This window comes from Anaerolactibacter massiliensis (assembly GCF_900290205.1).
Taxonomy (GTDB): domain Bacteria; phylum Bacillota_I; class Bacilli_A; order Erysipelotrichales; family Erysipelotrichaceae; genus Bulleidia; species Bulleidia intestinalis.
The window spans coordinates 584,930-605,678 of the sequence record NZ_OLMH01000002.1 but is presented as its reverse complement, the minus strand read 5'-3'; the positions used below and the strand labels follow the sequence as shown (position 1 = coordinate 605,678).

General features: G+C 48.4%; 17 protein-coding genes. All 17 read right to left on the bottom strand.

The window, feature by feature from the left end:
- Position 1: 1 nt before the first annotated feature.
- The 17 genes from C7E00_RS06420 to C7E00_RS06340 all read right to left on the bottom strand — a co-directional run bounded on the left by C7E00_RS06420 (position 2) and on the right by C7E00_RS06340 (position 20,749).
- Complete coding sequence (locus C7E00_RS06420) at positions 2 to 352, bottom strand: DMT family transporter (protein ID WP_105303508.1); 351 nt, start codon at positions 350 to 352, stop codon at positions 2 to 4.
- Positions 345 to 701, bottom strand: a complete 357-nt coding sequence (locus tag C7E00_RS06415; protein WP_105304885.1) for a DMT family transporter — start codon at positions 699 to 701, stop codon at positions 345 to 347. The genes C7E00_RS06420 and C7E00_RS06415 overlap by 8 nt, the downstream gene beginning before the upstream one ends.
- Entirely contained in the window at positions 688 to 1,632 is a 945-nt protein-coding gene (locus tag C7E00_RS06410; RefSeq protein ID WP_105303507.1) for a glycosyltransferase family 2 protein, read from the bottom strand. Before C7E00_RS06410 ends, C7E00_RS06415 begins: the two co-directional genes overlap by 14 nt.
- A gap of 1 nt (position 1,633) precedes the next feature.
- Positions 1,634 to 2,767 carry a dTDP-4-amino-4,6-dideoxygalactose transaminase gene (gene rffA / locus C7E00_RS06405; RefSeq protein ID WP_105303506.1) on the bottom strand — a complete coding sequence of 378 codons (1,134 nt, stop codon included), beginning with the start codon at positions 2,765 to 2,767 and terminating at the stop codon, positions 1,634 to 1,636.
- A gap of 90 nt (positions 2,768 to 2,857) precedes the next feature.
- On the bottom strand, positions 2,858 to 3,925 hold the full coding sequence (locus C7E00_RS06400) for a glycosyltransferase family 2 protein (protein WP_105303505.1): 1,068 nt from the start codon (positions 3,923 to 3,925) through the stop codon (positions 2,858 to 2,860).
- A gap of 3 nt (positions 3,926 to 3,928) precedes the next feature.
- Positions 3,929 to 4,915, bottom strand: a complete 987-nt coding sequence (locus tag C7E00_RS06395; protein WP_105303504.1) for a glycosyltransferase family 2 protein — start codon at positions 4,913 to 4,915, stop codon at positions 3,929 to 3,931.
- Complete coding sequence (locus C7E00_RS06390; protein WP_105303503.1) at positions 4,908 to 6,356, bottom strand: flippase; 1,449 nt, start codon at positions 6,354 to 6,356, stop codon at positions 4,908 to 4,910. The genes C7E00_RS06395 and C7E00_RS06390 overlap by 8 nt, the downstream gene beginning before the upstream one ends.
- A 68-nt stretch (positions 6,357 to 6,424) precedes the next feature.
- A complete protein-coding gene (gene glf, locus C7E00_RS06385) occupies positions 6,425 to 7,597 on the bottom strand; it encodes a UDP-galactopyranose mutase (protein WP_105303502.1) in 1,173 nt (390 codons plus the stop codon).
- A complete protein-coding gene (locus C7E00_RS06380; RefSeq protein ID WP_167836495.1) occupies positions 7,594 to 8,505 on the bottom strand; it encodes an NAD-dependent epimerase/dehydratase family protein in 912 nt (303 codons plus the stop codon). The genes glf and C7E00_RS06380 overlap by 4 nt, the downstream gene beginning before the upstream one ends.
- A gap of 17 nt (positions 8,506 to 8,522) precedes the next feature.
- Positions 8,523 to 10,586 carry a hypothetical protein gene (locus C7E00_RS06375; protein ID WP_105303500.1) on the bottom strand — a complete coding sequence of 688 codons (2,064 nt, stop codon included), beginning with the start codon at positions 10,584 to 10,586 and terminating at the stop codon, positions 8,523 to 8,525.
- Positions 10,583 to 11,485 carry a glycosyltransferase family 2 protein gene (locus tag C7E00_RS06370; RefSeq protein WP_105303499.1) on the bottom strand — a complete coding sequence of 301 codons (903 nt, stop codon included), beginning with the start codon at positions 11,483 to 11,485 and terminating at the stop codon, positions 10,583 to 10,585. The genes C7E00_RS06375 and C7E00_RS06370 overlap by 4 nt, the downstream gene beginning before the upstream one ends.
- Before the next feature lie 129 nt (positions 11,486 to 11,614).
- The gene (locus tag C7E00_RS06365) at positions 11,615 to 13,741 is read right to left on the bottom strand and encodes an LCP family glycopolymer transferase (protein WP_105303498.1); all 2,127 of its coding nucleotides are present in this window, start codon (positions 13,739 to 13,741) and stop codon (positions 11,615 to 11,617) included.
- Positions 13,742 to 13,743: 2 nt separating this feature from the next.
- Positions 13,744 to 14,562 (bottom strand): hypothetical protein, encoded by an 819-nt coding sequence (locus C7E00_RS06360; protein WP_105303497.1) that lies wholly within the window; start codon positions 14,560 to 14,562, stop codon positions 13,744 to 13,746.
- Between the two features lie 18 nt (positions 14,563 to 14,580).
- Positions 14,581 to 15,510 (bottom strand): glycosyltransferase family 2 protein, encoded by a 930-nt coding sequence (locus C7E00_RS06355; protein WP_105303496.1) that lies wholly within the window; start codon positions 15,508 to 15,510, stop codon positions 14,581 to 14,583.
- Between the two features lie 54 nt (positions 15,511 to 15,564).
- The gene (locus C7E00_RS06350; protein WP_105303495.1) at positions 15,565 to 18,141 is read right to left on the bottom strand and encodes a YfhO family protein; all 2,577 of its coding nucleotides are present in this window, start codon (positions 18,139 to 18,141) and stop codon (positions 15,565 to 15,567) included.
- A 71-nt stretch (positions 18,142 to 18,212) separates the two neighbouring features.
- Positions 18,213 to 19,187, bottom strand: a complete 975-nt coding sequence (locus C7E00_RS06345) for a glycosyltransferase family 2 protein (RefSeq protein ID WP_105303494.1) — start codon at positions 19,185 to 19,187, stop codon at positions 18,213 to 18,215.
- A complete protein-coding gene (locus C7E00_RS06340) occupies positions 19,184 to 20,749 on the bottom strand; it encodes an O-antigen ligase family protein (RefSeq protein WP_105303493.1) in 1,566 nt (521 codons plus the stop codon). Before C7E00_RS06340 ends, C7E00_RS06345 begins: the two co-directional genes overlap by 4 nt.

Genomic DNA, 20,749 nt, shown 5'->3' with positions numbered 1-20,749 from the left:
CTCAGCCTAGCAGTGAGTATACGATAATCCCGCCGATAATCAAAGCAAGAGAAGCGATCTTCCGAAAACTGAGGCGTTCATGGAAGATCTTCACACCGAACCAGGTAACATAGACATAGCTGGTCGTTTCCAGAACTGCCCCAAGAGAAAGCGGAATGCCGCGGTAGGCAAGAATGGAAAGAAAAGTTGAAATGACGAAGATCACGTAAGCAGTGATGACTTCCGGATTGAGGTATTCCCTGATCCGGCTGCTGTAAGTCTTCATGGCAGATTTCTTCAGAAGAACCTGGGAGATTGCACTGATAAAGGTTCCGATCAGAAGAAACATCGAATCATAGAGTGTGCTATTCATCTGCGCCCTCCTGATCTGCATAGGAATAAAGAACGATCCCTGCCACGATCATCAGAAGTCCTGCCAGCTTCCCGATCGTCATCTGTTCCTGAAAGAACAGAATTCCCCAGATAAAGCCCCAGACGACTGAAGCAGCCTTGTTTGCATAGGCAGAGGTCAGCGGAATCCGCTTGATGATCTGCTGCCAGCCGATGGCATAGATGCCAAGCAATGCAATGATGCCGAGATAGCAGAGACAGAAGCGCGGGCTCAGAAAAGGCTCTCCTGCAGCAAGCTTGGACAGCACGCTGCTGATCGAATAGAGAGCCAGCAGAAGATGAAGAAACAGATAGATCTTAGCGCGTTTCATGAGATTTCCCATCCAGATTTCTCAGATCTTCAATGACATACAGAGGACGGTCTTTCACTTCATTGAAGATATTGCCGATATAGATTCCGGCAATCCCGGTCGTTGCAAGCATCAGACCTCCCATCAGGAAGACAGCAATCAGAAGACTTGCCCAGCCTTCCGGAGAAGAGCCATCCGCAAAATGGCGGATCACCAGATAAATGATTGCCAGAAGAGAGAACATTGCAAAGATCATTCCGAGATAAACCGAAATCCAGAGCGGTTTGTTGGATTGGGCAGTAATAGTCTCTACTGCAAGCTTCAGTTTTTTATGAAAGGTATAGGAAGACTTACCTGCTGCCCGTTCATCCGCCTCGACATTGATCACCGTGGTGCGGAAGCCAAGCCAGCGGAGAAACATGATATAATCCCGGTTCTTTTCGCGCATCCGGCAGAACTGATCAACAATGCGGCGGCTGGCAATGCTGAAATTGCCGACAGCAGGATCATAGTTGTCATCAGAAAAGCGATTATAGACCCGATAGAACAGATGGGACCAGAACATGGTCCAGCGGCTGTCAATCCGATCAATGCGGCGGACGAATACGACATCGTATCCTTCCTTGGCTTTCTGATATAATTCCGTGATTCCTTCCGGCCGATCCTGCAGGTCGCAATCCATCACGACCACATAACTGCCGCTGCTGTAATCAACACCGGCGGTAATTGCCCGTTCCTGACCAAAGTTTCTGGAAAAATGAATTCCTTTTACTTTCTGATCTTCTGCGCACAACTTCTGAATGTCTTCCCAGCTGTTCTGAGGGTCGCTGTCCTCGACAAAGATCAGCTCATATTCAGAAGTGATTTCCGAACATACGGAAGTCAGTCTCCGGTAGAGTTCGCCAAGTGCTTCCCTGCACCCGTATTCTGGAATCACAATGGAAAGATCCATATCAGTGCTCCTCAAAGAAACCGGAGACTGCCTGGATCACCTGCTTCTGGTCTGCTTCGGAAAGATGATAATACATCGGCAGGCGCGTCAGACGTTCGCTTTCCTTTGTGGTATAGAAATCCTCTCCGCAGAATCTGCCGAACTTGTATCCTGCCGGAGCAGAATGCAGCGGAATATAGTGGAATACGGACTGAACACCATGGTCTTTCAGATAGGAAATGAACCTGGTACGCTCATCCAGATTTTTCAGCTTCACGTAGAACATATGCGCGTTATGCGTGCATCCTTCCGGAATATGAGGCAGTTCCAGCAATCCTTTTTCCTGAAGCGGCTGAAAAGCATCCCAGTAGACATTCCAGGAATGCAGACGATCTTCATTGATTACATCTGCTTTCAATAGCTGCGGATAGAGGTATGCTGCATTCAGTTCGCTTGGAAGATAGCTGTCGCCGAAATCAACCCATGTATATTTATCTACCTGGCCGCGGTAGAATTTCGAGCGATTCGTTCCTTTCTCCCGCAGAATCTCTGCACGTTCATTGTATTCCGGATGATTGATGACAATGGCTCCGCCTTCACCCATCGAATAGTTTTTCGTCTCATGGAAAGAATAGCAGCCAAAATCTCCGATCGTGCCAAGTGCCTTCCCTTTATAGGAAGACATGACCCCCTGAGCCGCATCTTCCACTACCAGCAGATGATGGCGATGTGCAATCTCCATGATTGTATCCATCTCGCAGGCAACTCCGGCATAATGAACCGCCACAATGACTTTCGTCTTCTCCGTGATTGCTGCTTCGATCTTCGTCTCATCGATATTCATCGTATCCGGGCGGATGTCCACGAAGACGAGCTTCGCCCCGCACAGAACTGCAGAAGTTGCAGTACTCGAAAATGTGAAGCTCGGCAGAATCACTTCATCGCCTGGTTTCAGATCGCACAGCAGCATTGCCATATCCAGAGCAGAAGTTCCGCTGGTAGTAAGCATTACTTTCTGCGCATGAAACCGCTGCTCCATCCATTCATTGCATTTTTTCGTAAATGGACCGTCACCGCAGATCTTATGCGAATTGATCGCTTCCGTGACATATTCTGATTCATCGCCTGTACAAGGCGGCACATTGAAACTAATCATCTGTTCCCTCTGATTCGTGTTCTATCTTATCACATTCCTGTTTTCTGCCCGGAAACAAAGGAAATCTTAAGAATTATCCTTGCTGAAGAATCAGGCTTTCTGCTGGTTTTCTTCTGCCTGCGGACGATGCTTCCGGAATTCTTCCATCATCCGTTTCTTGATGCCGGCGTATGCACGCTCGGAATGCTTCTCATTCATCAGAGCATAATCACGCAGCTTCTCGATGATTTTCGTCTTGCTGAAGCGTTCATAATACGGACGAATCTTCGCCTCATACGGCGTCAGTTTCTTCAGATAGGTCTGCAGGTAATCAAGGGTTTCATCATACTGGTCTGCAGTGCAGTTCAGGCGATTCATCTGATACAGCATGAATTTGAAGCTTTCAAACATCCGGTAATAGAAGATATCCGGATGATGCTTGGCCCGTTCTGCTTCATTCAGAATGGACTTGAAGACCCGGATCTGACCATTCATGGCAGAGAAGCTGACATCTGTCATCGAATTGCCTTTGCGGTTGATCAGGTAGTTGGCTAATGGCTTCTCCGTATAGATCACCTTCTCCGCATTGAGCAGAGACAAGTAGAACAGCATATTATCCGTATAGCCGACATGTTCTGGGAATACAATATCCTTGGCAAGAGACGTACGGTAAAGCTTGGCATGCGGACTCGGATTCACGAAAAACAGGTCATTGAAGTTCTCCTGGTCACAGTTATAAACCGTATTGGACTTCAGATGGACGAAGTCCCGGTTGTAGCTGCAGTCATATTCCTTGATGGTGCTGTCTTCATAAGTGACCATCTTGGCTCCGATCGTGATATCCGCATCCCCTACTGCAGCTAAGCTGAGCAGTGTTTCCATCGCTTCCGGCTCCAGCGTGTCATCCGGATCGCAGACGAGGAAATACGGAGTTCTGGTTTCCTTGATTGCGACCTGAAGCACGGATCCGTAACCTCCGTTCTCTTTCCGGATTCCTTTGATCTTCTCAGGATATTTTCTGCAGTATTCTTTAATGATGTCATCGCAATGATCCGGGGAGCCATCATTGACAGCATAGACGATGAAATCATCCGAGGTCTGGTTCAGAAGCGAATCAAAGCATTTGCGGAGGTATTTCTCGACATTGTAGATCGGAACGATAACTGTTGCTTTTGCCATAGATTAACCTTCTTTCTTATGCCGCAGTGCATTCAGTTTCAGATACATGCGGAGCCGATTTTCTCTCAGGTAAATCCAGTCGCTGCGGTTCTTTGCGATCGGATACCTGCATTTCGGGTATTCCGGCCAGTTGGTCTTCAGAAACCAGAAACAGACCTGGATATATTTGCTGACAAGCGCAGTATCCGTGCAGGTCCTGGTCTTGCGCAGGCATTCAGTGATGTTGACCCCTGCCAGATATTTCAGCTCTTCATAATACTTCTCATACACGCCGCGGGCTTTATAATCATCCAGCGTGATCTTGATCATGTCCAGGACATGATAAGCCTTCCAGCTGAACTCAGAAGTGATGTTGCCGGGACGGTCCACAAGATAATCGTAAAGAGGAGCATTGATGAAGGCAATCTTCTTCGCCCGTAACAGCAGACGGTAAGTTGTTCCGAGATCTTCGTAGTAGCATCCCCATGGATAGATGATGTGATTATCCCGGAACAAAGAGAGACGATACATCTTGCCCCAGGCGCAGTTCTTGATTTTCGTGATCAGCTCCGGGTGATCAGAAAGCGAATAATTCTCTGTATCGGAATAAGGATTGGAAATGACTTCCTTTTCTCCGGTTGCCATATGGTACTGATAGTAGTCAAACAGCACCATATCAGCATCCGTTTCATGGAACTTCCTGATGCAGGTTTCCAGAAGTTCCGGCTCGACGAAATCGTCGCTGTCGATGAAATCGATATAAGTTCCTGAAGCTTTTTCCATGCCTGCATTGCGAGCATCCGAAAGGCCGCCATTCGGTTTGTCAATCACTCTGATCCTGGTGTCTTTTTCAGCATAGGATCTGCAGATGTAAAGACTGCGGTCGGTACTGCCGTCATTGACTAGAATCAGCTCAAAGTCCTTCCAGGTCTGATTCAGTACAGAATCAATGCACTTCGGAAGGTAGGATTCAACGTTATAGACTGGGATGATGACGCTGATTTCAGGCATCTGCCTTTCTCCTGTTCATTTTGGAAAGCACCCGGCGGCATAATTCTTCTTTCGAGAAGTAAAGGACGCAGAAGTAGATGACCATGCCGGTCAGAACCTGAAGCAGGGTTCCGGCAATGGTTCTCGGAAGGAAGCTGTTCATGGCATAGACCACCGCAAACATCAGCAGTGCCCCGGCGATATAGATGACATAGCTTCTGTTCCGCAAGCCCAGGTGCACTTTCTTGCGGATCATGAGCAGCTGAATGAACATGACTGAGAATTCCGCAATGAGGCTGCCGATGATGGCGCCATAGGCTCCATATCTCGGAATCATGATGAAGTTGAAGCAGAAGTTCACGATCGAGCCGGCAACCACGGACTTCGTATACTGCGAATACATGCCGGTCGGAACCATGTACTGCGTGCCGGTGACATTCGACATCGAGATGAAGATGATGATCGGACATCCAAGCATGACCAGATCGGCAACGATCGGCCATTGCGGAATGTACCAGCTGATGAAGTTCGGGGCAATTGCCATCATGCCGAAGCACATCGGGAGCGCCAGCATGCAGGCGATCTTCATGGTCACGGAGATCAGATGCTGAGCTTTGTCTGCCCCGTCAGAATCATTGTAATAGACATTCGTGACTCTTGGAAGGACGACTGAGCCGATGCTGGTGATCAGGGTCAGAAACATCTTCACGATGTTCATGGATGTATTGTAATAGGCAACATGATCCAGATTTCTGTACATCGCCCCGAGCATCGTCGTATCCAGCATCGTATAAACGGAGATTGCGATGGTCGGCACAAAAAGCTGAAAGGTCGCCTTGAAGTGATGCCGGTAGGCATCCTTGATGGATACTTTCTCAAAGGTGATGTACTGGTGCAGCTGGGCAAACATGATTCCCTGGCCGACGAGTTCTGCCCCCACGTTAATCAGGATATAGATCCAGAGATCGTCCGGAGTCTTGCAGAGCGTCATGATCAGGAAGACGCCAAGGCATTTGACGATGATGTTGCGGATGCTTGCTTTCTTGAAGTCTTCGACCCCATAGAAGAACCAGGTGATGTCCAGCATCGAGGCAATCATCGTAAGGCCGGTCAGCTCATAGTAGAACTTATTCTCCGTGACGAAGAAATGGATGAACAGATAGAACGCTGCCATGGCCACGATCATGTCCAGCAGCTGCATATAGAAGATCTCAAAGAACGTCCGGTTAAGTTCTTCCTTATTGTTCCGGACTTTGGCAATCTGCCGGTTTCCGTAGGTATTGATGCCGAGGATGCCGAACAGGATGAACCAGTTCATGATCGAGCCGGCGTACTGATAGATGCTGAGCATCGATTCGCCGATATGGACAGCCGTATATGGCACCAGAATCATCGGAAGAATGATCTTGACGATCTGGTACAGGGCATTGTAGAGGTAGTTTCTGATCAGTTTTCTATCCATGCAGTCTTCTTTCTTCAATGACTGTTATTATACTCGTTCACGCGATCGGGGCAAAAGGATGCATGTCCTCATCCTTCTGCCAGCAGTTTTCTGGATAGTTCCAGAGCTGCATCGACGGCAGCGTCCATATCATAATACCGGTATTCAGCCAGTCTGCCGAGCAGATGCAGGTTCGGAATTCCCTGGATCAGGTTCACATAGTCCTGATAGCGCTGCTTCGATGCTTCGGTGAAGACCGGATAATACGGTACATTGCCCTTCTTCCCATGGCGGTCATAAGCATAGGGGTATTCGATGGCAATCGTGGTCTTGCCGACTGGCGGATGCAGCATCATCTTCTTGTATTCTGAAATTCTGGTGTAAGGATGCTGTTCTGCCGGGGTCGGGTAATTCACGGTGGTAACCGGCTGATAGTCTCCGTCTTTCGTTTCGACATCAAATTCCAGACTCCGATAGGAAAGCTCGCCGAGCCGGCAGTCAAGAAGCTCATCGACCAGGCCGGTATAGACCACAGTTCCCTGATATTCCTGGCCGTCCAAGAAGACCTTCTTTGTTTCCGGATCAATCTTCAGGCGAGCGGAAGAATCGGTTCCTAGTTCAAGATGAATGCCCGGATGATTCAGCATGCGCTGGAACATGGCGGTATAGCCCTTCTTCGGCATCTGCTGATACTGATTGCGGAAATACCGGTCATCATAAGAGACGAGTACCGGCACTCTGCCGGTAACGGCAGGATCGATTTCTTCTGCCGTATATCCCCATTGCTTCATCGTATAGTACTTGAAGACATGCTCGAAGATATAATCTGCCAGTTCCTGGATCTCCGGATCCTCGTTCTTTCTCAGCTCCAGGATCGGCACTTTATGATCCATGCCATAGGCATCGATGAGCACCTGCTTCAGATGGTCTGCCTTCTCCTTCGGAAACAGCATCTCGATGGAAGTCAGATTGAATGGAATCGGAACGAGCTTTCCTTCGATATAGCCGAGCACCCGGTGCTCATACGGAAACCAGTCCGTGAACCGGGACAGGAAGTCAACTGCCTGCCTGGAATCGGTATGGAAGATATGAGGTCCGTACTGATGGCGCAGAACCTGGTTCTCATCCAGATAGTCATACGCATTGCCGCCGATATGGTCCCGCTTCTCGAGAACCAGGACCTGTTTTCCATAATCTGCCAGGCATCTTGCGGTCACTGCTCCGCAATACCCTGCGCCGACAATCACTGCATCATAAATCATAATCCTAACTCCCCTCTGATCCGTTCATTCTCCATGGCGATGCCTTCCTGCATGGAGACAGAAGGCTGATAGCCAGTCAGCCTTTCAAGCTTTGAGATATCCAGTACGATGGCTTTGACGACCGGCACATCGCTGCTCTTGGGAACGATGTGAATCTGGTGTCCGGTAGTTTCTTCGACGAGATGAATCACTTCATTGAGGCTCGTGCCGATGCCGGAACCGACATTGATGATCTCCCTGCTGATCTCTTTCAGAATCAGCAGTCTGATGGCCTGGGCAAGGTCGGTGATATAGAAGTAATCACGGATGGAATCTCCGTCGATCCACATCTCAAACGGATCATTCTGATACGCTTTCCGGATCAGAATCGGAATCACTCCCTGGCGCTTGCCGCTGATCTGGTAGCCGCCATACGGATTTGAAAGACGCAGAATCAGATAATCCAGATCAGATTCCTGGATGACTTCTTCTTCCCGGGTCTTGCTGCGGGAATACAGCGTCATCGGATGCAGAATGCTTTCTTCTGAGATCGGCTTCAGGCTGTTGCCATAGACCGTTCCTCCCGAAGAGAAGAACAGGAAACGCTTTGCTCCGCCCCTCTTCAGCGTTCTGAGCAGTCTCCGGTAATTTCCGGCAATGCCATCCAGGGCCATCTCCTCATTCTCGCTGACCGCATTATTAGCGACCAGTCCGATCGCATCAATAATGACTGCATCACGAAAATCAAGGGCTTCCATCTCATCCGGATTGAATGCATCGACTTCCGTGAAATCAAGCACCTTTGAAACATAAGGACTGTCAATGCCCCAGATTTCTGTCGGAAATGTCTCCTTCAGCAGTGCATACAGGTTGTATCCGAGATATCCGCAACCGAGAATAATCACTCTCTGTTTCTGTTCTGTTTCCATCTGTTTTTCCTTCTCATTTAACTGATCTGATAGATCCGGATCGTGCTGTTCTGATAGATATTGGTTCCGCATTCCGAAAGGGCTGCATCATACTCCGGGTTTTCCCAGTATCTGACTACCGCATACTGAACCTGATACTGTTTCAGCAGCGCGGCGGTTTCTTCATAAGGGGCTTCAGTTACTTCGTCCCATGGATGATGCCGTCTTGCGATCTGATAGAGATCTTCATTGACTCGGGTATCGGTATAATACGTATCCCGCGGCGTGATCAGCTGAATCACATTCGGCAGATAGGAACGGGTCGCTTCAATCTGAGAGAGGATGATCGGCTGAGTGCCGGAATAAGCCTCTTCTCCGAGCAACTGTTTCAGAGCATCAATCGCTTCTGCTTCATCTTTCGTCACCTTCGAGAGAGGATCCGTATCCCCCGCATGGGACACATAGAACCCATAGGAAGCGTTTCCATCTCCCCGAAGCGCCAGAACATTCGTATCAATCGTTACAAACAGAAGGAGGCCGGCAAGACATATCTGCAGAAAACGTCCTTGCCTGCATGCATTGAGATGCTGGAATAGCAGATTGATCAGAAACAGCTCCGTGAATGGGTTGAACATGACTTCCCACGCCCGGTAGAACACGTTGGAAGCGATGGCTGCCGCAATAGCAGGAGTTGCCAGCGGATTCATGAACACGAGAATCATCAGCTGCGCACTGACCTTCAGATACAGATCTTCCGGCTTCACTGCATTCTGAATCAGCAGAATGACGCCGATCCACCTCAGCACATTGATCAGATTGTCCAGCCAGGTGCTGTAGACAAAGAAATAGTCCTTGACCATGTCCACATCCTGATGATTCCGGAAGAAGTAATCATAGTCATACAGGAATTCCGGATGTGCAACGTGCAGGTAAAGCGAATAGCCCATGCATAAGCATGGAATCAGAATCACGAAGATCAGTCTGGCATGTTTCTCGATGAAGAGATCGAGGCGATGAAGCAGATCACGGAACTTCTGCTTCGTGAAAAGCAGGAAATAATATACCGTAAAGAAGCACATGATCAGGTAGGCAGCAGACGTCTGATGCGTAAGCATCACGCAGGCATATACGACCAGCGGGATGACATAGACCGACATCTGCTGGAAGACATTCTCCCCTTTTCTGAGAAACAGATATGCTGCAAGTATCGAGAGCAGCGCAAAGGAGATAAAGAGATAGGAGCTTGAGCATGCGATGCCGGCAAAGCTGATGACCGGAAGAATCTTCTTCGCATCAGAGTCTGTGAATTCGCCTGCGATCCATCGATAGACCGAGACCATCAGCAGCGTGAGGAATAATGTTCGCCAGGTATTTCCATACCAGGCATCAACTACCCGCCAGTAGTAGAGATTCAGATAGAACATTCCAAAAAACAGAAGCACGCGTTTCTGCCAGATATTCTTCGTCTTGAGGAGCGTGGTGATATTGATCAGAAGTGCGGTGCTGACCAGCTGATACAGCATGCCCATTCCCCATACAGCTGCTTTCAGAGTTTCCACCTGCCCCATCCTGAACGCACCAGCAGTCAGATTCAGCGTGCAGATATAAACGCTGACGAATGGATAATATGCCTGATAAAGATAAAGGGAATCCCATTCTTTTCCGCTCACTCCGGTATAGGGGTTGAACAGATTGATCTGCGCATTGCCGATATCCTGAGAAATGTATCCGAGATACATCGTCGCATCCGAGAACTCGAGATCCACATAGCAATGATAGAAGACAAAGCAGAAGGCCACTGCCCCTATAAGCAGGCAGAGAGAAGATCTGCTCTTAAGATGTTCCAGCACAGTCTTCCAGGAACGGATCGTGCAATAAAGCATGAACAGAACCACGAGAACCGTTTCCCAGAACAGGATCCGGAAATCACCATGCAGGATCTCTATCGGATAATAGAGAATCGCAATCAGCGCAAAAAAAGCAGCAGCCCCATAGGGAGCTCCGAACTTTCCCACTGTGCAGTTCAGCCGATCTCCAAGCCAGGTTCCGAGTCCTTCAAACAATAGAAACAGAATCAGAACCGATGCAGCTATCAGTTTCATGAGCGATGTTCCTTCCGCTCTCCATACGCGAGAATTACTTCATTCAGATTCTGAAGTGCCTGATTCTTGATCGCATCCAGAATGATGCCGGACATCAGAATCACTGCTGCAATCACAATCAGAGTACTCCCTGCCAGCTGGCTCCCGATCGTGCTGAGAATGATGCCGAGCACCAGGAAAAACAGGAAAAACCAGAAGAAGAAATACATCGGACGGTAGTTTTTATACAGATCAAACAGCGTCAGAAGCACCCTCATGCCGTCTTTATACGTATTCAGCTTGGAAAAAGAACCTTCCGGACGATCCCGGTACGTAATCGGGACTTCCCGGATCTTCATTTTGCTGATCAGCGCAAATACGGACATTTCCGTTTCAATCTGAAACCCATCCGACTGAATCGGCATGCATTTGACAAAGCGTCTTGAAAAGACCCGGTATCCGGTCATGATGTCATGAATGTTTCCATGAAACAGATGATTGATCAGATCGCGGACCATGTTGTTTCCGAATTCATGAAAGGCACGCTTATTCTCTGAATAATATGTTCCGTTAGATAAGCGGTCGCCGATAGCCATATCCACCCCTTCATTCAGAACCGGATCGAGCAGAACGTGAACTTCTTCGGCCGGATACGTATCATCTCCATCTACCAGAATATAGGCATCCGCATCAATCTCGCGGAACATCGTCCGCACGACATTGCCTTTTCCCTGATGTTCTTCTTTCCTGACAATCGCTCCTGCTTTCTCTGCAAGTTCATAAGTACGATCGGTGGAATTATTATCGTAGACATAGATTTCTGCTTCCGGAAGAACCGATCTGAAATCACTGACCACCTTGGCCACGGTCAGCTCTTCATTAAAACACGGAATCAGCACTGCAACTTTCTTATTACTCATACTGCCTCTATTTTACCATGACTGCGCGGCTCTTCGTGAGAATCATTGAACCATGCATTCTGAAAGAGCAGACCTCCCGGAATCCGGAGAATCTGCTCTGTTTTCATGAATCAGGAACCTGGTGCCTTTTTAATTGTTCTCTTCATTTCCTGTACTTTGACCAGCAGGAGGATCTGAAGGGGTTGGAGTAGGCTCCGGAGCCGAGGGTGGTACCGGTGTCGGCTCTGGGGTTGAAGGAGTTGGCGTCGGCTCTGGCGTCGGCTCTGGCGTGGAAGGAGTCGGTGTAGATGTCGGAGAAGGCGTTGGGGTTGCAGTCTCCTGCGGAGAGGAATTGCAGGTATTGTTATACCAGTACATTCCAGAAATCCTGCAGCCTTCTTCAGTTGTTGTATCCGGAGTTGCCGTCGGCGTCGGGGTTGCCGCAGCCGAGTTGTCCACCACCGTCACATTGACTGCCGAAATACTGTCAATCGCGGTTCCTTCCGCAGGATCCTGGTTAACGATCACGCCATTTGCCTGACTGCTGTCCTGCACATAGCTGATATTCAGCGTCAGACCATAGGAATTGCAGAAGGACTGCAAGGTTCCGATGTCTCTGCCCACATAATTTCCGAGGGTAGTAGGCATGGTATCCTGAACCATTGTTTCGTTATAGGTTTCCTGGCAGATTGCAGGAATTTCGAAGATCCAGTTTGCGGACCACTGCACACTCGTCATCGGCGTGATGGCAGTCGTCATATCGATATTGCGTTCAATGACTGCCTTGGCATCTGCCAGTGCTCCCTGCCAGATCCGGACGATCGAAAGAGAAATCTGAAGGCTTTCATCCCAGAGCCCGGAGTTATATCCGGTAATCCGGCCGGACTGGATATTGAACACATTCTCCGGATGCTCGCTGTCGTAGTAGCGGTTGGTCTTCTGCAGCGCATAGGAGACGAAGCTTGTCATCTGCTCAACAGAGAGATTGGTCTGAATATTATCGCCGGCAGCGTCTAGCACATTCAGGAACGTATTGATGTCTCTGGTCCTGAGAATCGTGCGGACAATTGCCTCAATGACTTCCTGCTGGTGTTCCTGACGAGCGAAGTCTCCGGTAGCGAATGCATGCCGTTCCCGGGCGAAGGCAAGTGCCTGTTCGCCATTAAGCAGCACGTTATCTCCTGCCGGAACCCACACTGTATAGGTTCCGCGGGTGCTGGAAGAAGTCTGACCGACGAATTCCAGCGGCGAGTTCACGACGATTCCGCCTAGCGCATCGACGATATCCACCACGCCCTGGAAGTTCGTATCGACATAGTAATCAATGTTGACACCAGTCAGATCTTCAACCGTCTGAATCGTGCAGCCAACACTGACCGCATGAGCAGAATTGATTTTCGAAGAAGCTCCATTGTAGCAGCTGATCGGAACATAGGAGTCACGGGCAATGGAAGTCATCGTGACCTTCATCGAAATCGGGTTAACCGAACAGAGAATCAGCGTATCGGAGAGACCATCTGCATTTCCGATCAGAAGAACCGTAAACGGAGTCGTCGTGATATCGATATCGGAACCGCTGTCATTTTCCACCGTGACCTTATCTTCAAAGTCGAGAATCGAAGCCGTATTGGCAAGCAGATCTGCCAGGCTGGTTTCATTCTGGAACATGCTCTGATAATTGGTCGGCAGGATGGCACACTGAATTTCGCTGTTGAACAATGCGAGCAGTTCAGAAGAATAGTCCGTGAACTCCTCATAATTGACCTTGATGCCTTTGGCACTGATCTGATTCTTTCCGAGTTCGGCGGTATTGGTTCCGGTCGCATAGCCTACGGTTTTCCCATCCAGCTGGCTCACATCAGTGATTTCCTGCGTTCCCGTTTCACTGTAAACCACCAGGGAAGTTGATACAGATTCCGTTGTAGTCGTGCTGGTGATGCGGTTGACACTGGAATTCACTCTCGTCACTGCATACGTGCCATAGGCGCCGATGACAAGGAACACGCACATCAGAACAATCCCGGTGATATAGACGGTCTTCTTCTTTCTGCGAATGCCATACATCACCGCAGCGTTCATCACGAGCAGGACTATAAGACAAAGCACATTTACAAGGATGAAGTCCTTCTTGGAAAGGCTGGAAAACCTGGTACTGTTCATCATCGTGTAAATGACCAGCAGGTTGGTGAGAACCGTAAGAATCGTGATGATGAGATTCGTCTGCGTCATGTCCCGGCGGAATCTGGTCTGATCTGTTTTTTTCATCTTTTTTGTCATGATCAGCCCTCCGCAGAAGCAGTCGCTTCTGCATTGCTGCTTGTTCCGTTGGCTGCTTCCCAGGCATTGACGGAATTCATATCATAGAATTCTGCAATTTCCATTCTGCCATCGTTATCAACTACGAGAAAACGCATGTCGTTCACAAAATCAGACGCATTCAGGGAAGATCCCATCGTATAGGTCCAGGATACCTGCACCTGGTAGCATGGATAGGTCTGTGCCGGATCAATCGTATTGATCGTATAGTCATCCGTCTGAAACGTATCCTTTTCAGTCGTGATGGAAGTAACCTCAGGCAGATTCTCTCTGCCGTACTGGCTGATATAGAGATCCATGTTTTCGTAGTAATTGTAGCGGGACCATTCTTCAAAGGTCGTGTATTTCTCTCCGAAAATATACTGCAGACCGCCTACTTCATAGTTTCCGTCTTTGTTGGTCCACGTGAAATAGTCTGACACAAAGCATTTTACCAATGCGGTTGCGTATGTATTCTGATCGGTTCCCTGCATCGCATCACTCAGCTCCTGGAAACATTGCTTTTCAAAGTCTGTAGGATTATTTCCGATTTCATACAGATCATTCTTCATCGAACGATCGGTATTCGAAGAAAGCGAGGTATTTGTTTCAGAAGAAGAGGAAGTGGTTCGGCGTGCAACATTGATGATATTGAACACAAATGCAACAATCGTGACTGCTGAAACAATCAGCAGAGTCAGGATCATGCGCTGATTCATCTTCCGGTGCTTTTTCTTCACCGGATCGATTTTCCGCACTTTTTTCCGGGCACCGGAAGAAGTCTGGTTAGGTCTATCTGTCATTCATTACCTCCGAATGGCTTATTCATAGAATTTCTTGACGATGTAGTTCGGCCGATGCCGTACTTCATCATACGTTTTAGCAAGATATTCTCCGATAATCCCAAGGGCAAGCAGGATCACTCCTCCGAGGAACAGAACAAGAGAAATCGTGAGAGCAGTTCCGGTGATGCTCTTTCCGGCAAGCGAAAGAATCAGCAGAACAATCAGCTCAATTGCCATGACAAGGGACAATGCTCCCCCTGCCCATGCGGCAACGCGAAGCGGAGCATTCGTATATTCGATGATGCCGTCCAGCGCATAGCGGAACAGTTTCCAGAAAGACCATTTCGTCTCGCCAGCCACGCGCTGAACATTCTCATATTCCAGGTATTCGCATTGATAGCCCACCCAGACAAACAGTCCCTTTGAGAATCTTCCGTATTCTTTCAGGGAAAGGATGGAGTCAACGACCTGCCTGGTCATCAGACGGTAGTCACGGGCACCGTCAACAATCTCGACTTCCGTATACCGGTTGATCAGCTTGTAGAACTGTCTGGCAAACCAGGAACGAAGCGCCGGTTCCCCCTTGCGGGTGACACGTCTGGTTCCGACGACATCGTCGCCATTCTTCTCCATGAGCTCGAACATCTTCGGAAGGTATTCCGGAGGGTCCTGAAGATCTGCATCCATCACCGTGACATAGTCCCCCCTCGCGGCTTTCAAGCCAGCAAGAAGAGCTCCTTCTTTGCCGAAGTTCCGGCTGAAATTGACGACCTTTACTTCCCCGCGATGAGCTTCATATAATGCGAGCATCTTATCAAGGGTATGGTCGCGGGAACCATCATTCACGAAGATGATCTCGTGATCCATCTCCATCTGATTCAGCACTTCTGTTACTGCTTTGTAGAACAGGTCTACTGTTTCCTCTTCGTTATAGCAGGGAACCACGACCGAAAGTAAAGCTTTCATAAAACCTCCGTAAAACGGTTCTATTATATTACACGCCTCAGTGAGTAACAAACCTCATCTTCGCCTGCGGATCATCAGCAGGATGGAGAGAATCAGACAGGAAATGCTGATGGTGAGCCCGGTCTTCAGTCCCTGCGGAATAAATACGAATTCCAGATGATGCGTTCCCTCTGCTAATGGCAATCCGATAAAAGAAGTATTGACCATCTGATAATCTGTTTTCACGCCATCCACATAGACCTGCCACCCTCTGTTGAAAGGAATGGTGGTTGCGAGAATCTCATTCTTCTTCGTGATCGTGATATCTCCGGAAGCTGTGAAGGAATCTGCCCTGGCAGAAGTGATCCGGTCTGCTTTCTGAACATTCTGATAAATCTGTTCCAGGTCTCTGTCGCTGATCCAGTAGATATTGCATGGAACCGGTTCATTTTCAAAGGCAGCATTTCTGCAGTAGATTCCGATTGAATCAGCTTTTTCTGTCACATGCACAGCATAGAAACCGTATTCCTGAAACTCCTGGTACAGAATCTGCGCTCCATCCTTGCAGAGCTCAACGGAGCCCTTGCTGTCAGGCTTTGTCTGGCTGTAATCAAAGAATAAAGTTCCTGGTTCCATGATTTCATAGTCAATGGCTTCATTGTTCACATCTGTGCCGATTTTCCGGAAGACAGGATTCTCTTGATAATGATTTCCGGAATGCCCGGTCAGAATTCCCGTCAGAATCTGGAAATCCTGAACCGACTTATCCTGACTGTCAGAATCTGCTTCACTCCAGGTATCAGCGCTTGCATAGCCAAGACCGATATCCAGCTCATTTTCGTAAACAGTGACCGGTGTACCCGGCTCGTACCAGTTCTGGTCATACTCCATGATTTTCCGATATCCGAATGGGACAAACGAATCGCTTCGCCAGGTAACGAGATATTTTGTTCCGAACATCGAATACGACAGGAATTTGGAAGGACAATACGGAATGAACCAGGTTCCGGTGATCCTGCGGTCATAGTAGTTATCATTCGCCCGGTTGTAAACGCCGTTATAGAACGACACGGACCTGAAATTCTTTGCCATCGGCACCAGATAGTTTTCAGCCGCCGGATCATCCGTGACGATCCGATAGAAGCCGTCATCCTGTCTCTGAATCCGGTCATAGACTTCCGTATCTGCAATTGCGTTTTCATACTGTTCCGCAGCTTCGCCACGTTTCACCGTCAGAGAAGTGCCGTTAACCAGACGGCAGGCACAGACCAGAAGACATTCAGCAAGAATAACGAGAAGATATCCCTTCTTCCCTTTTTTCTGATTCAGGGCCCGGGTATATCCGAGCACCAGCAGGATCTGGCATGGAACAATCCACAGGATCCCTTTCTGATTCATCGCTGAAGCAGTTTTCCCGAACAATCCAATCGCAGAAAAGCAGAGCAGAAGCAAGATCACCCCGGCACAGGACTTCTTCAGCAGAACAGGATCGAGCTGCTCTTCCTGATCGAGGAGTTCGGCAGAAAGGATCACCTGGAAAACGATGAAGAAGAAGCACCAGCGGACGGTGATATTTCCATTCAGCAGGATATAGAAATCCGGAATCAATGCGAAGACGCACAGAATGCCCAGCATCTGAAGCAATGCTTTCTTACCGGGGAAAGAGATTTTCCTAACCTGAGGCAGCAGCAATGGATAAAGCATGAAGCTGTAGATATAGAGGGCATAAGAATGCATGCTCTTCTCATCGAATGGAGTCGAGAACAGGTTATAGTCATAGTCATTTCCGACTGGCGAGAAAAGTGCTGTCAGCAGCCGGAACAGACCATGGCGATTGACCAGCAGGTTGGAGGGATCTTTCAGCAGTTTCGGAATATTGGAAGAAACACGTCCTGCCGAAAGCAGTTCATAAGCTTCCGGAATCAGAATGAACGCTCCGAGCCCGATTCCGAGCAGATACAGGAGAAATGGCTCTTTCAGATCTTTCAGCAGTGCTCTGAAGGTCAGTTTTCCCTGCCTCATCCGGAAACGGGTAGCCAGATAAAACAGAATCAGCCAGGAGGCCATGTAGAAAAAGTAGATATCAAGAAGAAGGATCAGAAAGATCATAAGCGGAAACAGCCACTTCTTCCTTCCTTCCATCAGGCACTCCATGCTGTAAAGGAGAATGGTCAGATAAACCCAGGCTTCCTGGTAATTATAGAAATGCATCCAGTACATCATCCAGCCGGAAAATGCCATGATCAGCGATCCCGTGATCCGGGCTTTTTCGCTTCTGACGATCCGGCTCAGCCAGAAATAGCTGAATAAACCAGTCAGGAGAACTGCAATGCACATCAGAAAATAGAAAACATGAAACAGATCGGTGATCTGCGGCAATGCCAGAATGACCAGCAGTCCCGGGGAACCGAGAAACGTAAACAGATGAATCGCATTGGAAACCCCGAATCCGCTTGTCCAGTCCCAGAACCCGAGCGAACCGGAACGGATGGCACGATAAAAATGCATCACCATCGGGATGACTTCTTCTGTTTCATCTCCCTGAAAATAAAAGCGGGCACCCGGAATCAGCTTCAGCCCCGCATACTGGACCACCAGTACGACGGCAAGCGTTGCAAGGACCTTTTTCCACCCGTTACCAGACTTCTGCATCGCTCTGATTATAGGTGAAAGGCAGCAGAAAGGATTCTTAAAGTTTCATTAACCTTCAGAATAATCGGATCTCATAGATTGTCTTTCTTGAAATGCCGGAAGAGCCATGCAAAGAACATCAGATTATGTTCATTGACCATGGAGAAATAGCGGTTCTTCATCCCGCCGAGGCTCTTCAGATACGGATTATGATGCCAGTCCGGGAAGGAAGTATTCAGAAGATCCCAGCCCATGCGGATCGTTCTTTCCCGATCCTTTTTATCCTCAATCTTTGAACTTCTCAGGAAACTGTTTCCTAAGAAGAACTTGATATGGATGTATTCCAGGGCATCCCGGTATTCTTCATAGAAGCCATGATCCCGGTAGTACTTCTGAATGATCTGAAAAACCTCGATCATATTCTTGACCTGATCATTGTTCGTATGCGTGATGCTCTTCTCCTGCTGCACATAATGTACATAAGGCTGATCGACAAAGCCGATCTTAGAAAGTCTGCAGGTCAGACAGTACAGAAAGCATGCATCCTCATAGCGATCCCCTTTCGGAAAAGAGATATCTAAAGAACGGATGAAGGAAGTCCGGTAGAGCTTATTCCAGAGTACCGCAAAAAGCTGAACCATCATGTCTGGTCCAGTTTCGTAAGGGCCTTCTTTCTGAAGCTTCTGCCCTTTCGAGTTTTCCCACCAGAAGTCAGAAATCACCAGTTCGAGATTCTCTGAAACTGCTTTGCGGTAAAGATCTTCAAACATGGAAGACTCAGCATAGTCATCGCTGTCCAGAAAGCCGAAATACTCTCCGGTCACTTTGGAAAGACCGAAGTTCCTCGCTTCGGCAATTCCTTCATTCTGTTTGCTGTAAACCTTCAGGTTCAGATCAGGATAGCTCTTCTGATAGTTCTGAAGTACAGATAATGTGCTGTCTTCAGAGCCGTCATTGATCGCAATGATTTCCAGATCCTTTAAAGTCTGATTGCGCAGACTGTCTAATGTTCTCTCTACCGTCTTCTCGCAGTTGTAGCAAGGCACGATCACCGATACCGCAGTCATGCCTTGCGGGCCTCCTGAACCCGGTTCAGAAGAACCGCGACAATCAGTGCAAGGAAGATCGTCGTGATGAACTGATCGAGCATATGCCCGGAAAGATATGCAGAGCCAAGTCCTGCCCCAAGTGAAACAATCAGCATCATATTTTCCAGATTGAGGAGTTTTTTCCAGTACCGGATAAACATCACCAGTCCATACAGGCAGATCAGGATCCACGGAACAACACATAGAAGTTCTCCGGCATATCCGAGCGTATAGATCTGCATGACAAAGTCACGTTCCAGAACGATGGAACCATTCATGAAGGTGCTGTAGCCCATGCCTAATACTTTTTCGAGAGACTTCAGGTTCTGGTATTTGTAATTGAAGAAGATCGTTTCGATCTGTCTTCCGTTGACCCGGTCGAATACCGGCATCATGCATACATCAAACCAGAACTTGGGATCATGCTGGTAGCTGTAGTACTCCGTATAGTACATGGACGGAACCGACTGGATATATTTGGCATTGATTCCGTAGGTTTCAAAAGCATAGACATAGAAGTTGATGTATTCTTCGGAACCAGGAACAAGGTCTTCTGCATTCTTCAGCTCATCTGCGGCAAACTGGATGGCGCCGTTATGAAGCAGTGCCGTATCATTCTTTGCATCAACTCTCTGGTTCTGAACTGCCGGGGTCCAGTTGAGCATTGCCCCGAATACTGCAGCAATCACAATAGAAGAAATCAGAATATTCTTTTCTAATGTTCTCTTCTTCAGAATCTTTGCATCGAAGAAATAGAAAACCGAAAAGATGAGCGGCATCATGACTGCCCCGTAGGTGGCGACTCTGGTTGCCAGCATCTGCATGGCAATGCTCTGAACCACAATCAGGAACAGAATCTTCTTCCGCTCTTTCTTTGTCTCTGCAGAAGCGAAAAAATAGTACATCAGCGGAAGAATCATGAAGAGCAGGATGCCGATCGTATTGCCTTCATTGAAAAAGAACTTCGAAGCGAGGGTCCGCGGATGATACCACCTGTAGATGCCGCTGAACCAGCTGAACACATTGCCTACGGTCTTTCCGTAATAGGTGCTGTCCGCAAAGACATACAGATCGCCGATCAGGATTGGAATACTGATGATGCCGCTCAGAAAAAGCACCATGGAGCGCAGTTCTTTCGCGTCAAAGTGTTCATGATAGATGAAATATACGGCGGCATACGGCAGCACTAAAGTCAGAACATAGGTCAGTTCCTGCCACCTGTCAAATCGGAAGTTCTCCGTCAGATCCAGGCGCGGATACAGGGCTTCTGCCTGACGGCAGTGCAGATAGAAATAGGCAAGAAAGGCAATGCAATAGATCAAGGCAAGCACGAAGGTGCGCTTCTTGTGTTTCTCCCGCAGCCAGAACGACCAGATTGTCAATGCTGGAATGATCAGAAAGCGAATGATCGTTGCCGGACGCGGCAGCCCGTAGGAATCCAGAAAGTCATAAGCCAGATAATCAAGATCGATGATCGGCTGGATCACGATCAGGATCAGAATCAGGCGGTGAAGCAGTTTTTCCGTGAATATTCTGCGCAT

Excerpts from the sequence above, each read along its gene's own strand:
- glf (WP_105303502.1), bottom strand. The coding sequence starts at position 7,597 with ATGATTTATGATGCAGTGATTGTCGGCGCAGGGTATTGCGGAGCAGTG.
- C7E00_RS06355 (WP_105303496.1), bottom strand. The coding sequence starts at position 15,510 with ATGAAAGCTTTACTTTCGGTCGTGGTTCCCTGCTATAACGAAGAGGAA.
- C7E00_RS06395 (WP_105303504.1), bottom strand. The coding sequence starts at position 4,915 with ATGCCTGAAATCAGCGTCATCATCCCAGTCTATAACGTTGAATCCTAC.
- C7E00_RS06350 (WP_105303495.1), bottom strand. The coding sequence starts at position 18,141 with ATGCAGAAGTCTGGTAACGGGTGGAAAAAGGTCCTTGCAACGCTTGCC.
- C7E00_RS06390 (WP_105303503.1), bottom strand. The coding sequence starts at position 6,356 with ATGGATAGAAAACTGATCAGAAACTACCTCTACAATGCCCTGTACCAG.
- C7E00_RS06380 (WP_167836495.1), bottom strand. The coding sequence starts at position 8,505 with ATGGAAACAGAACAGAAACAGAGAGTGATTATTCTCGGTTGCGGATAT.
- C7E00_RS06420 (WP_105303508.1), bottom strand. The coding sequence starts at position 352 with ATGAATAGCACACTCTATGATTCGATGTTTCTTCTGATCGGAACCTTT.
- C7E00_RS06365 (WP_105303498.1), bottom strand. The coding sequence starts at position 13,741 with ATGACAAAAAAGATGAAAAAAACAGATCAGACCAGATTCCGCCGGGAC.
- C7E00_RS06340 (WP_105303493.1), bottom strand. The coding sequence starts at position 20,749 with ATGCGCAGAATATTCACGGAAAAACTGCTTCACCGCCTGATTCTGATC.
- C7E00_RS06345 (WP_105303494.1), bottom strand. The coding sequence starts at position 19,187 with ATGACTGCGGTATCGGTGATCGTGCCTTGCTACAACTGCGAGAAGACG.
- C7E00_RS06400 (WP_105303505.1), bottom strand. The coding sequence starts at position 3,925 with ATGGCAAAAGCAACAGTTATCGTTCCGATCTACAATGTCGAGAAATAC.
- C7E00_RS06410 (WP_105303507.1), bottom strand. The coding sequence starts at position 1,632 with ATGGATCTTTCCATTGTGATTCCAGAATACGGGTGCAGGGAAGCACTT.
- C7E00_RS06375 (WP_105303500.1), bottom strand. The coding sequence starts at position 10,586 with ATGAAACTGATAGCTGCATCGGTTCTGATTCTGTTTCTATTGTTTGAA.
- C7E00_RS06360 (WP_105303497.1), bottom strand. The coding sequence starts at position 14,562 with ATGACAGATAGACCTAACCAGACTTCTTCCGGTGCCCGGAAAAAAGTG.
- C7E00_RS06370 (WP_105303499.1), bottom strand. The coding sequence starts at position 11,485 with ATGAGTAATAAGAAAGTTGCAGTGCTGATTCCGTGTTTTAATGAAGAG.
- C7E00_RS06415 (WP_105304885.1), bottom strand. The coding sequence starts at position 701 with ATGAAACGCGCTAAGATCTATCTGTTTCTTCATCTTCTGCTGGCTCTC.
- rffA (WP_105303506.1), bottom strand. The coding sequence starts at position 2,767 with ATGATTAGTTTCAATGTGCCGCCTTGTACAGGCGATGAATCAGAATAT.